Genomic DNA, 12,612 nt, shown 5'->3' on the forward strand with positions numbered 1-12,612 from the left:
TAACGTAGTCCAAATCTCTATTCCTTGTAGGACCCTTCCTAAACCCCCACCACCCCGAAAATACCCGCCAACCGCCTGCTAGGTTCCTGGCTTCCACCTGAAAAAGAGGCGAGCCATGAGCATGCGCATGAACATCTTCGGCCGATACCAAGGCCTGGACGGCGACGAAACCACCACAGGCGCCATCTGCATTGCCAGCCAAGCCAGGGGCCGTGTGCATGGCCGCAACTGGCTACTTCAAGGCGACCCGACCACACCCTGCCCGCTATGTGGACAAGCGGGCACCATCGTCGAGGGCGAAGTCCGCTGGCGGCAGGATGGTATTCCCACAGCTCTGGACGGAGCACTGGTGCAATGCGGGTGCCCACAGGGCAGCAATCGCCTGGTTGCAAATGGGTACGCACCTCCGGCTTCGCGCGGGGCACCCGCATCTGAGCCTGTTCGTGAGGCACCAGCACACGCCCAGACGGGTAACCCGATAAGAAGTACCTATCAGCCTGAGGTGGTTCAGCCCTCGCCCACTCCTCAAGGCATGGAGCCCGGCTTCTACATCGTTCCGCGCTGCATGTCATACCAGGAAGTCCTGGCAGAGCTTGGCGCGCCGTAGGCCAACCTGCCTCGGTCAATTCTAGAGCGGCTGAACCCGACCTATCAGCAGGGGTTCAAGGCGGGCGAGATCTTTGTCATTGGCGATGGTTTGAGGCGCCCGGTGTGCACTCGGGAAGAACTGTCTGCGATGAGTGCAGCAAAACAAGCTCGTGAAGCACTGGCGGAACTGACGCCCGAAGAGGCGGAATTCATGATGCGCCATCAAGCCGAGATTGCTGCGTTGCTCAGCGATGTGAGCCTGGCGATGGGGGTGAGCGAGGCGATGGTTGCCAAGTCGCTGGATGAACTCAGCACCCTATTGCAAAAAATAGAGGATCTACATAAAGAGCAATTCATCAAGCACGGGCATCTCCGCCACCCTGAATTCTTTGCGGAGCGTCAAAGACTGTTCAAGCAATTGAATGCGAACCTGAAAGCAACCACTCTGAACAAGCAACTCAATCTTGGAAGCTATGAAAACCTACGACGAGACTTGGGGATATCATCAAGAAGCCTAGTTCATCACTGGAGTAAAGCAGGGACCCCGACGCATATCCCTGGTTACTCGACACACCTAGACAAACTGGCCAAAATGGCTAAATACCTCAAGGCCGGAGGTTATATAGGCATTACCATTGGCGGCACTGGCTCGGCATTGAAAATATCGGAAGTTTGCCAGGCAGGCAATATCAAGGATTGTCAAAAGGTAAAAAATACTGAAGCGGGGAATTTTTCAGGCGGGCTAGCTGCGGGCTGGCTAGGCGGAAAGATAGCAGGTAAAGCCGCCACAAAAGTTTGTTGGAAAGCCGGAGCCGCCGGCTTGGCATGCGGAATTGTGATTACTGGCGCAGGCGCACTAGCGGGAAGCATTGCAGGCATGGACGGCGGCGAAGAGTTAGGTGAAGTAATCTTCGAGGCCTTTCAAGATGATTGATCATCTGGACATAAAATTTAGGATATTTATAGTAGCCTCACCTTTCTGCCTCGGCCTGACCGCACTTGCAATGGACTTTCACATTGCAAGTTCTCAGCAGTATAAAGAAATGGTCACAGCACTTCACCGAAGCCCATGTCTTTCATACGCCATAACCCTTTGGGGAGAGAAAAGCATACGCTCAAGAATGCTGGTGATTTTCATGGTAGCAGGCGCCATCACCTTCCCAATCTCAAGTATTCGCAGAGGCCTACTTGACAAAGAAGATTATGAGCAACTCCCCAGCCCATTGAAAACCAAAATAGTTATCGCATCATGGTTAAATACAACCGGGTTCACTTGGCTAGTCATAAACTACTTCATAATTTAGCCACAACAGAGACAACGCAATGCACACATCTGAGAGTTCGCCAGCCGAGTTACCACACACCAGAACGCAGCTCTACGTAACCTCCATATCAAAGTTCATCATCATGGGAGGTCTATCAGCGGGACTCTATCTTTATTACTGGAATTACAAACACTGGTTACTCATCCGGGGTCAGCGTGGCTTTAAACTCATTCCACTCCTATGTACAATTTTTGGCGCCCTAACAATATACTTCTTGATGAAAAAGATTATCGATCGATGCCGCCAAGCGAACCAGCCGGTAGAAGGTAGTGCATTCGGCGTCACCCTTATGTATTGCATCCCTCCACTAATGATGATGTGCTGGGAGTTCTCACTTTCCGAATCCTATTTTGCTAATCTTCCGTCCTCAATCTTGATCATGGCTCCGATCATGCTCATGCTCACCTACATCACATTTTTTGTGGTAGCAATGATACAAGTACAGCAGGCAGTCAATGTCTGCGAAGGTGATGCGTGCGGGCTGCAAAATTCACAAATAACTTGGGCAAATGTTATGTGGTTAATTGCTTGCTGGATGCCTATGGCCGCGCTCTTTGGATTCTTGTCAGGTTACGCACCATTCACGAAATAACTCGATCAGCCAAACCTTGCCTGCTGGAACCTGACCCAGATGAACCCATTCCCACAGGAGTTGTGCATACCCTGAAGCATTCTGCATAACCTGAGGCATGCACAATCCCTGTAGGAGCGGCTTTAGCCGCGAAAGGGCCAGCCCAGCCAATACAAGGATCAGCGCAGCAAACCCAACTCGGCATCATCCAGCAGCGCCTTGGCCATGGCTGCGAAGTAATGCGAAGCCCAGAGCATCTGCTGATCGCCATCCATCAAGCCGGTCAGTGACAAGTCGCGTGCATAGCCCATCAGCTCCGAGGCTTGCTCCCGGGCGCTGCGGCAGGGGATGCCCTCAGCGATACGGAACAGCGGATGGGTTTGGCCTTCGCCTTGGTAGAAGTAGGTAACGCCGGGGGTGGTTTTGGTATCGTCGGTCATGGGTTCTCCTGAATGTAACGACAAACCCTGAAATGCTTACTACAGGTTTCCACACCCGATCGCTGAACCGTCAGCGACGGGCAAAGCCTAGAGTGCGGGATTTGCAGGAACAATCAGACGCATGTCGACAGAGGTTGTAGGATATTTCGTAGGGGTGGAGTTGCCAGTCCCGAGGCGTAGGAAGAGTCTGGGATTTTTGAAGGCTGCAGGAGGCATGTCTGGGGAATGCATCTGGGCTGACAGGTGTTCGCCACAACCCTTTCGGTGCCTATGAGATCGAGCGCCGCCCGCGCGGCGCTTCGCGGGACAAGCCCGCTCCCACATTTGTTGCAACGTGGCCATGCCTGTGGGAGAGGCGTTGTCAGCCTGGGTGCATGGCTTGAGACAGGTGATGCGGCAGCAATGCCAACTCAGAAATCCAGTCAACCCACCAAGGCTGGCAACCATGGCCTGACAGGTTCGGCACGTTGCAACAAATGTGGGAGCGGGCTTGTCCCGCGAAGCGCCGCGCGGGCGGCGCTCGATCTCACAGACACCACACCTCTCAAGGCAGGCACATGGCAGCCCTCACTCCCTAATCAGCGCAAAAACTCGGAATACCCCTGCGCCATCGCCACCACCACCTTGCGCTTGCCGGTAAACGGCGACCGCGCATGTGCCGCAAGCATGTTGTCCAACATCAGCACATCGTTCTCCAGCCACGGAAAGCTGATGGTGCATTCGTCCAGCACCCCGCGCACTTCATCGAGCAGCGAATCCTCGATGGTCGTACCGTCGCCGTAATACACGTTACGCGGCAAGTCTTCTTCCTCAACGATGTCCATCAACGACTCGCGCACTTCTGGCTGCAGGTTCGAAACATGGAACAGGTGCGCCTGGTTGAACCACACATCCTCCCCGGTCACCGGGTGGCGCGCCACCACCTGGCAGCGCTGGCGGGTGCGCAATTCGCCGTCATCCTTCCAGATGCACTCGATGGCATGCGCCCGGCAATAGGCCTCGACCTGGCGCGGGTCTTCAGTGTTGAACACCTGCGACCATTCCACATCAAGGCCGTTGCCGTAGTTGCGCACGTACATCAGCCCCTTCTCCACCAGCCGCTCACGAATGCGCGCCGGCATGCGCCGGTACACCTCGCGGCTGTCGGCAATCGGCGTCTCGCCACCGGTCGCGGCGGGGATCACGCTGTAGAACCAGATCTTCATCGGCCATTCCAGGGTGTAGGCCTGCTCGTTGTGCAGGGGGATGCTCTGGTGCGCCGGGTACTCGGTGGAGGTGTACACGCCCTTGGTCACGTTGCTGCGCGGGGTGGAGCCAAACTCGTAGTTGAGCAGCGGGTGGCCGAAGGACGCGGCGAACTGGCGGAAAGCCTCGGCGCCACCCACTTCGAACCCGCGAAACAGGATGCCGCCGGCCTGCAGCAGGTGCCGGTCCACCAGCGGCTGCAACTCGGCAAAGGCTTCCAGCAGGTCGATACCCGGCTCCGGTGCGCGCACCAGCAGCGGCAGGTTGCCGCGCGCGGCGTCCAGGGGTTCGATCGCAAAGCTCAGCAGTTCACTCATGTCCGGTCACCTCAGGCCAGGGCCGCATAGGCGGCGAAATCGGGATGTGCGCCATGTCGGCGCCTGACTGAATGAACGAGCGGGCGATGGGGAAATTCACCTGGGCCGCACACACAGGTAAAGCCGGCGCGCGCCGGTTCGTCTGAACGATGTGCACCCTTCTATCGCCCAGGAACCGTACATGACTCGCCAGCTTCTGCTCTTCGCCCTGCTCGCCGTGGCCCCTGCCGCGTGGTCGGCAGAGCCATGCGCCGTGGAAATCCATGGCACCGACCAGATGACCTTCGACAAGGCCGCCATCACGGTGCCCAAGGCCTGCGCCGTGTTCACCGTCACGCTCACCCACCCTGGCGACATGCCGAAGAACGTGATGGGCCACAACTGGGTGCTGAGTACCCAGGCCGACATGCAAGGCGTGCTCGACGACGGCCAGAAAGCCGGCGAGGCACTGGACTACGTGAAGCCCGGCGACACCCGGGTGATCGCCCACACCCGCCTGATCGGCGGCGGTGAAACAGACAGCATCAGCCTCGACGTCCGGTCGCTGAAGGCAGGTACCGCGTACAGCTTCTACTGCTCGTTCCCATTCCACGGCACCTTGATGAAAGGCTCCCTGACCCTAGGCAGCTGACCCCGCCCCCACCTCACCAGCGAGATCACGCTTCATGAAAACCTCCTCCCCCGGGGCCATCCGCGAATTGCTGGGCCTGCTGAAACCCTACCGCCCGGCGGTAATCGTCTCGGTGCTGCTGGGCATGCTCGGCGGCCTGGCCGTGACCGCCCTGCTGGCCACCGTCAACCAGGGCCTGCATGCCGCTGACGGCATGAGCCAGGGCGTGATCCTGGCCTTCGCCGGCCTGTGCGTGCTGGCCCTGGTCAGCAGCGTGGCGGCTGACAGCGGCACCAACTACGTTGGGCAGAAAGTCATCGCCAGGCTGCGCAAGGACCTCGGCGCCAAGGTGCTGTCGGCGCCGATCGAGCAGATCGAGCGCTACCGCACCCACCGCCTGATCCCGGTGCTGACCCGCGACGTCGACACCATCAGCGACTTTGCCTTCGCCTTCGCCCCGCTGGCCATCTCGCTCACCACCGTGACCGGCTGCATGGCCTACCTGGCCTGGCTGTCGTGGCCGATCTTCCTCATTACCCTGGCAGCCATCGGCATCGGCAGTGGCATTCAGTACTTGGCCAGGCAGAAAGGCGTGGCCGGTTTCAACGCCGCACGCGATGCCGAGGACAACCTGCAGAAGCACTACTCGGCCATCGCCGAGGGCGCCAAGGAGCTGCGCATCGACCGCCGTCGTCGGCACGCCATGCTGACCCGCAACATCCAGGGCACCGCCGACTTCATCGCCAACACCCATATCCGCGCCATCAACATCTTCGTCGCGGCCAAGAGCCTGGGGTCGATGCTGTTCTTCGTGGTCATCGGCCTGACCCTGGCCCTGCAATCGCTATGGCCGAGCAACGACCCGGCGGTGATGAGCGGCTTCGTGCTGGTGCTGCTGTACATGAAAGGCCCGCTGGAAACCCTGATTGGCAACCTGCCTATCCTTGGTCGCGCCCAGGTGGCGTTCCGCCGCATTGCCGACCTGTCCGAGCGCTTTTCCTCGCCCGAGCCGCACCTGCTGCTGGAGCCGCCAGTCAAGCGCGCCGCCCCGGCCAGCGCGCATCTGGAACTGCACAACGTCGAGTACGCCTACCCGCCGGTTGACGGCAACGAGCCGTTCCGCGTGGGGCCGGTGAACCTGAGCATCGAACCGGGCGAGATCCTGTTCATCGTCGGCGAGAACGGCTGCGGCAAGACTTCGCTGATCAAGCTGCTGTTGGGCCTGTACACCCCGCAACGCGGCGAAGTGCGCCTGAACGGCAAGGCGGTCGGCCCGGAGGGGCTGGATGACTATCGCCAGCTGTTCACCACGGTGTTCGCCGACTATTACCTGTTCGACGACCTGCCCGAGCACGAGCACAGCCTGCCCAGCGATGCCACGCGCTACCTGGAACGGCTGGAGATCGCCCACAAGGTGAGCGTGCGCGATGGCGCCTTCACCACCACCGACCTGTCGACCGGCCAGCGCAAGCGCCTGGCGCTGGTCAATGCCTGGCTGGATGGCCGGCCGGTGCTGGTGTTCGACGAATGGGCGGCGGACCAGGACCCGACCTTCCGCCGAGTGTTCTACACCGAACTGCTGCCGGACCTGAAGCGCATGGGCAAGACCATCATCGTGATTTCGCATGATGACCGGTACTTCGATACGGCGGACAAGGTGGTGCACCTGAGCCGTGGGAAGGTAGTCGAGGCATTGGAGCCGGCTTGATACGGCAAAGGGGGGCTGCGCGCCCCTCACTGGTTTCCTGAGAGGACGCCGGGGGCGCTTTGCGCCCCTATCGCGACACAAGGCCGCTCCCACAGGTTCTGCGCAATTCCAGAGGTGGCGCGGTAGCTGTGGGAGCGGCCTTGTGTCGCGATGGGCTGCGAAGCAGCCCCAACAGGCAGAATCAGAACAACCAGCGATACAGCAGATACGCTACCACCACCGCCAGCACCGGCCGCAGCACGCGGTAAGCCTTGGGGTTGGCGCGCTTGAACTGCTTCACCTGGCCACTGACCCGGTTACTGAAGCGCTTGCTCCAGGCATACGCCTGGTTGATCCCGCCGACACGCTCGTCATCGGTATTCTGCGGCGCGGTGGCACGCCCCAGGAACGCGCTGACCTGGCGGTTGATGCGGGTCATCAGCGGGCTGCTCAGCGGGCGCTCGATATCGCAGAACAGGATCACCCGCGTAACGTCGGTCTCGTTCTTGACCCAGTGCACGTAGGTTTCATCGAACATCACGTCCTCGCCGTCACGCCAAGCGTACTGCTCACCATCGACGTAGATGCGGCAGGCATCGGAGTTGGGCGTGGACAAGCCCAGGTGGTAGCGCAGGGAACCGGCGAACGGGTCGCGGTGCGGGTTCAGGTGGCTGCCGCCTGGCAGCAGGGCGAACATCGCACCCTTGACGTTGGGGATGCTGCTGACCAGCTCGACAGTACGCGGGCACAGGGCTTCGGCCGACGGCAACGGTTTGTCGTACCACTTCAGGTAAAAGCGCTTCCAGCCTTTCTTGAAGAACGAACCGAAGCCGGCGTCGTTATCCTTCTCGGCGGCGCGGATGTAGCCCTCGTCGAACAGGCGCATGGCCTCTTCGCGGATCTCCTGCCAGTTGTCCTTCAGCACGTCCAGCTCGGGGAAGCGCTGGCGGTCCAGGTAGGGCTTGGACGGTACGCCGGAGAACAGGTACATCAGGCTGTTATAAGGGGCGAACAGCGCCGAATGGTTGACGAACTGGCGCAACATCGGCAAGCGAGCCTTGCCGCGCAGGTGCACGAACAGCACGCTGCCAAAAAACACCAGCAAGACACCCGCCTTGGCTGCAAAGGAAAAGGTCATGCTTTCACTCCTTGAGGAAGAAACAGGGCTGTGCGCCCTGCTCTCCGATAAATCATCCTGCCATCATAAACTGATGCCGCCGGGGTAAAAACAGCCTGGGCGGCAACTCAATCATGAAGATTTTGCAATAAACCAAGCCGCCAAACGTTGCGCCGGATCAGCGGCAAGGCCATCACTGCTGGTTTTCCTGCTCGCTGAACATGTCGCTGAACAGCATGCTCGACAGGTAGCGCTCGCCGGAGTCCGGCAAAATCACGACGATGGTCTTGCCCTGCATTTCCGGCTTTTCGGCCAGCCGCACGGCCACCGCCATCGCCGCACCACAGGAAATGCCACAGAGGATGCCCTCTTCCTGCATCAGGCGGATGGCCATGGCCTTGGACTCTTCGTCAGTCACCGTTTCCACCTGGTCGACGATCGACAGGTCGAGGTTCTTCGGCACGAAGCCTGCCCCGATGCCCTGGATCTTGTGCGGGCTGGGCTTGAGCTCCTCGCCGGCCAGGGTCTGAGTGATCAGCGGCGATGCCACGGGTTCCACCGCCACCGACAGGATCGCCTTGCCCTGCGTATGCTTGATGTAGCGCGAAACACCGGTGATGGTGCCGCCGGTGCCGACGCCTGCAACCAGCACATCGACCGCGCCGTCGGTGTCGTTCCAGATTTCCGGGCCGGTGGTTTTTTCGTGGATCGCAGGGTTGGCCGGGTTTTCGAACTGGCCCGGCAGGAAGTACTGGGCCGGGTCGGAGGCGACGATTTCGTTGGCCTTCTCGATGGCGCCCTTCATGCCCTTGGCCGGGTCGGTCAGCACCAGCTCGGCACCCAGCGCCTTCAACACCTTGCGGCGCTCCAGGCTCATGGAGGCAGGCATTGTCAGCATCAGTTTGTAGCCACGGGCTGCGGCGACGAAGGCCAGGCCGATGCCGGTGTTGCCCGAGGTGGGCTCGACGATGGTCATGCCCGGCTTGAGCTTGCCGCTGCTTTCGGCGTCCCAGACCATGTTCGCGCCGATGCGGCATTTGACCGAATAGCCCGGGTTACGCCCTTCGATCTTGGCCAGGATGGTCACGCCGCGCGGGGCAATGCGGTTGATCTGCACCAGCGGCGTGTTACCGATGGAGTGGGCGTTGTCTGCAAAGATACGGCTCATGGCAGGGGTCCTTGGCATGAAAGTAAGCAGGGAAAGACCTCAAGGGTAAGCCTGGGCCGGTGGCCCGTAAAGCCTGTTCGAACTCCCCCGGACGCGTTGCGGTCAACCGCATATCCTGCCTTGGAGACACTCCGATGAGAGCCCGTTATCGCTGGCCGTTGATCGGCCTGGCCAGCCTGATCGTGCTGTTGCTGGCGCTGCACCTGGCCCTGCCCTATCTGGTGCGCAACTACCTCAACGACAAACTGGCCGACATGGGCGACTACCGTGGCCAGGTGACTGATGTGGACCTGGCCTGGTGGCGCGGCGCGTACCAGATCAACGGCCTGAAGATCGTCAAGACCACCGGCAAGGTGCCGGTGCCGTTTCTCGACGCTCCGCTGATCGACCTGTCGGTAAGCTGGCACGCCCTGTGGTACGACCGCGCAGTGGTTGCCGAAGTGGTGTTCGACCGGCCGGAACTCAACTTCGTCGATGGCGGCAACAAACAGAACTCGCAGACTGGTCAGGGCACCGACTGGCGCCAGCAACTGGAAAAACTGCTGCCGATCACCCTGAACGAGGTTCGCATCGACAAAGGCGTGCTGACATTCCGTAACTTCAACTCCAGGCCACCGGTCAACCTCAAGGCCACCCAGCTCGATGCCAGTATTCGCAACCTCACCAACATTCGTGACGAAAAGGGCCGACGCGATGCAAGCTTTGATGGCACGGCGCTGATCGTAGGCGATGCCAAGGTGGAAAGCCGCGCCACTTTCGACCCATTCAGCGATTTCGATGACTTCGAGTTCCGCCTGCGCGCCACGGGTATCGAGCTGCGCAAGCTCAATGACTTCGCCAGCGCCTACGGCAAGTTCGACTTCAATGCCGGGCACGGCGATGTGGTGATAGAGGCCGAGGCGACCAACGGCCGACTGAACGGGTACATCAAGCCGCTGTTGCGGGATGTGGATGTGTTCGACTGGCAGCAGGATGTGCAGGAAAAGGACAAAGGCTTCTTCCGCTCAGTCTGGGAAGCGCTGGTGGGCGCGACCGAGACAGTATTGAAGAACCAGCCAAAGAACCAGTTCGCGACCCGTGTAGAGCTCAGCGGTAGCGTGCACAAGCAGGATGTCAGCGCCTTCGAGGCGTTTCTGCAGATACTGCGCAACGGGTTCATCCAGGCGTTCAATGCCCGGTACGAGCGTGACGCGCCGGATTCCGACTAGGATCGAGTGACGGGGCATTCAGGGACTGAATACCCGGTCTGCGTTTCCAGTCGGCGAAGCCCGCGTTATAGTCGGTGACAAATCGAAAATAGATGCTGCCTGTACTGGCCCCTTCGCGGGTAAACCCGCTCCCACAGGTATTCGACAAACCTCAGGGAAGGTGGGGTACTTGTGGGAGCGGGTTTACCCGCGAAAGGGCCGCTACAGGCTTACCGCAGAGGACAGACCCATGAAGTTCGAAGGCACCCGCGACTACGTCGCCACAGACGACCTGAAACTGGCGGTAAACGCGGCCATCACCCTCGAACGCCCCTTGCTGGTCAAGGGCGAACCCGGCACCGGCAAGACCATGCTCGCCGAGCAGCTGGCAGCCTCGTTCGGTGCGCGCCTGATCACTTGGCACATCAAGTCCACCACCAAGGCCCACCAGGGCCTCTACGAGTACGACGCGGTCAGCCGCCTGCGTGACTCGCAGCTGGGCGTGGACAAGGTCCACGATGTGCGCAACTACCTGAAAAAGGGCAAGCTGTGGGAGGCCTTCGAAGCCGAGGAACGGGTCATCCTGCTGATCGACGAAATCGACAAGGCCGACATCGAGTTCCCCAACGACCTGCTGCAAGAACTCGACAAGATGGAATTCTACGTCTACGAAATCGACGAGACCATCAAGGCCAGACAGCGCCCGATCATCATCATCACCTCGAACAACGAAAAGGAGCTGCCAGACGCCTTCCTGCGCCGCTGCTTCTTCCACTACATCGCCTTCCCCGACCGGACCACCCTGCAGCAGATCGTCGACGTGCACTACCCGAACATCAGCCAGTCGCTGGTCAGCGAGGCGCTGGACGTATTCTTCGACGTGCGCAAGGTACCGGGCCTGAAGAAAAAGCCGTCCACCTCCGAACTGGTCGATTGGCTCAAGCTGCTGATGGCCGACAACATCGGTGAAGCGGTGCTGCGCGAGCGCGACCCGACCAAGGCCATTCCGCCGCTGGCTGGTGCACTGGTGAAGAACGAGCAGGACGTACAACTGCTCGAGCGCCTGGCCTTCATGAGCCGGCGCGGCAACCGCTGACAGGAGCCGGGCCATGCTGCTCAACCTGTTCAATGAAATGCGCGCGGCCAAGGTGCCGGTGTCGGTACGCGAACTGCTCGACCTGCACCAGGCCCTGCAAAAGCGCGTGGTGTTTGCCGACATGGACGAGTTCTACTACCTCGCCCGCGCCATCCTGGTGAAGGACGAGCGCCACTTCGACAAGTTCGACCGCGCCTTCTCTGCCTACTTCAAGGGCCTGGAGAACCTCGACCGGCACATCGAGGCGTTGATCCCCGAAGACTGGCTGCGCAAGGAGTTCGAGCGTTCGCTGACCGATGAGGAGCGCGCGCAGATCCAGTCGCTGGGTGGCCTGGACAAGCTGATCGAGGAGTTCAAGAAGCGCCTCGAGGAGCAGAAGGAGCGTCACGCCGGCGGCAACAAGTGGATCGGCACCGGCGGCACCAGCCCGTTCGGTTCGGGCGGCTTCAACCCCGAGGGCATCCGCGTGGGTGAGGCCGGCAAGCGCCAGGGCAAGGCGGTGAAGGTGTGGGACCAGCGCGAATACAAGAACCTGGACGACCAGGTGGAGCTGGGCACGCGCAACATCAAGCTGGCCTTGCGCCGGCTGCGCAAGTTCGCCCGTGAAGGCGCCGCCGAAGAGCTGGACATCGACGGCACCATCGACCACACCGCGCGGGATGCCGGGCTGCTGAACATCCAGATGCGCCCCGAGCGGCGCAACACGGTGAAGCTGCTGTTGCTGTTCGACATCGGTGGCTCGATGGACGCCCACGTCAAGGTTTGCGAAGAACTGTTCTCGGCGTGCAAGACCGAGTTCAAGCACCTGGAGTACTACTACTTCCACAACTTCGTGTACGAGTCGGTGTGGAAGAACAACCTGCGCCGCACCTCGGAGCGCTATTCCACCTTCGACCTGCTGCACAAGTACGGCGATGACTACAAGGTTGTGTTCGTCGGCGACGCGGCCATGGCGCCCTACGAGATTACCCAGCCGGGTGGCAGCGTGGAGCACTGGAACGAAGAGGCCGGGTATGTGTGGATGCAGCGTTTCATGGAGAAATTCAGGAAGATCATCTGGATCAACCCGTACCCGAAGCAGGCCTGGGACTACACCGCATCGACCCATCTGGTGCGGGACTTGATCGAAGACAAGATGTACCCGCTGACCTTGCAGGGGTTGGAGGAAGGGATGCGTTACCTGTCCAAGTGATTTTGCCAGTGCCGGCCCTTTCGCGGGTGAACCCGCTCCCACAGGTATTGCGCAAGCCTTGAGGCCTGT

Annotated in this window: 12 protein-coding genes; 8 read left to right on the plus strand and 4 right to left on the minus strand. The window is 60.3% G+C overall.

Going from position 1 to position 12,612, the window contains the following annotated elements:
• Positions 1-127 precede the first annotated feature (127 nt).
• The 3 genes from RIN61_RS04620 (at position 128) to RIN61_RS04630 (ending at position 2,505) form a co-directional block, all read left to right on the plus strand.
• Positions 128-607 (plus strand): PAAR domain-containing protein, encoded by a 480-nt coding sequence (locus tag RIN61_RS04620; protein ID WP_306795220.1) that lies wholly within the window; start codon positions 128-130, stop codon positions 605-607.
• A 129-nt stretch (positions 608-736) separates the two neighbouring features.
• On the plus strand, positions 737-1,522 hold the full coding sequence (locus RIN61_RS04625; RefSeq protein WP_306795216.1) for a hypothetical protein: 786 nt from the start codon (positions 737-739) through the stop codon (positions 1,520-1,522).
• Between the two features lie 608 nt (positions 1,523-2,130).
• On the plus strand, positions 2,131-2,505 hold the full coding sequence (locus RIN61_RS04630; protein WP_243432145.1) for a hypothetical protein: 375 nt from the start codon (positions 2,131-2,133) through the stop codon (positions 2,503-2,505).
• Positions 2,506-2,663: 158 nt separating this feature from the next.
• Here the strand turns inward: RIN61_RS04630 and RIN61_RS04635 are convergent, their stop codons facing one another.
• Both RIN61_RS04635 and RIN61_RS04640 read right to left on the minus strand, forming a co-directional pair.
• Positions 2,664-2,924 (minus strand): DUF3077 domain-containing protein, encoded by a 261-nt coding sequence (locus RIN61_RS04635; RefSeq protein WP_038410083.1) that lies wholly within the window; start codon positions 2,922-2,924, stop codon positions 2,664-2,666.
• A gap of 578 nt (positions 2,925-3,502) precedes the next feature.
• The gene (locus RIN61_RS04640; RefSeq protein WP_112254175.1) at positions 3,503-4,486 is read right to left on the minus strand and encodes a TauD/TfdA family dioxygenase; all 984 of its coding nucleotides are present in this window, start codon (positions 4,484-4,486) and stop codon (positions 3,503-3,505) included.
• 181 nt (positions 4,487-4,667) lie between these two features.
• Here RIN61_RS04640 and azu point away from each other — a divergent pair, with 181 nt between their 5' ends.
• Together azu and RIN61_RS04650 are read left to right on the plus strand one after the other, a co-directional pair.
• Positions 4,668-5,117 carry an azurin gene (azu, locus tag RIN61_RS04645; protein ID WP_112254176.1) on the plus strand — a complete coding sequence of 150 codons (450 nt, stop codon included), beginning with the start codon at positions 4,668-4,670 and terminating at the stop codon, positions 5,115-5,117.
• A gap of 34 nt (positions 5,118-5,151) precedes the next feature.
• Positions 5,152-6,804 (plus strand): cyclic peptide export ABC transporter, encoded by a 1,653-nt coding sequence (locus RIN61_RS04650; protein ID WP_313855984.1) that lies wholly within the window; start codon positions 5,152-5,154, stop codon positions 6,802-6,804.
• Between the two features lie 181 nt (positions 6,805-6,985).
• On the opposite strand, the gene RIN61_RS04655 is transcribed toward RIN61_RS04650, so the two are convergent.
• On the minus strand, positions 6,986-7,921 hold the full coding sequence (locus RIN61_RS04655) for an aspartyl/asparaginyl beta-hydroxylase domain-containing protein (protein ID WP_207876926.1): 936 nt from the start codon (positions 7,919-7,921) through the stop codon (positions 6,986-6,988).
• Between the two features lie 172 nt (positions 7,922-8,093).
• Positions 8,094-9,068, minus strand: a complete 975-nt coding sequence (gene cysK / locus RIN61_RS04660) for a cysteine synthase A (protein ID WP_112254180.1) — start codon at positions 9,066-9,068, stop codon at positions 8,094-8,096.
• Positions 9,069-9,202: 134 nt separating this feature from the next.
• On the opposite strand from cysK, the gene RIN61_RS04665 reads away from it, so the two are divergent.
• The 3 genes from RIN61_RS04665 to RIN61_RS04675 all read left to right on the plus strand — a co-directional run bounded on the left by RIN61_RS04665 (position 9,203) and on the right by RIN61_RS04675 (position 12,543).
• Complete coding sequence (locus tag RIN61_RS04665; protein WP_207876927.1) at positions 9,203-10,276, plus strand: AsmA family protein; 1,074 nt, start codon at positions 9,203-9,205, stop codon at positions 10,274-10,276.
• A gap of 229 nt (positions 10,277-10,505) precedes the next feature.
• Positions 10,506-11,351, plus strand: coding sequence for an AAA family ATPase (locus RIN61_RS04670; protein WP_013973748.1), 846 nt, complete (start codon positions 10,506-10,508; stop codon positions 11,349-11,351).
• A gap of 13 nt (positions 11,352-11,364) precedes the next feature.
• Positions 11,365-12,543, plus strand: a complete 1,179-nt coding sequence (locus RIN61_RS04675) for a vWA domain-containing protein (protein ID WP_112254182.1) — start codon at positions 11,365-11,367, stop codon at positions 12,541-12,543.
• The last annotated feature ends 69 nt before the right edge of the window (positions 12,544-12,612 follow it).

Source organism: Pseudomonas inefficax (genome assembly GCF_032164165.1).
Lineage (GTDB): Bacteria > Pseudomonadota > Gammaproteobacteria > Pseudomonadales > Pseudomonadaceae > Aquipseudomonas > Aquipseudomonas inefficax.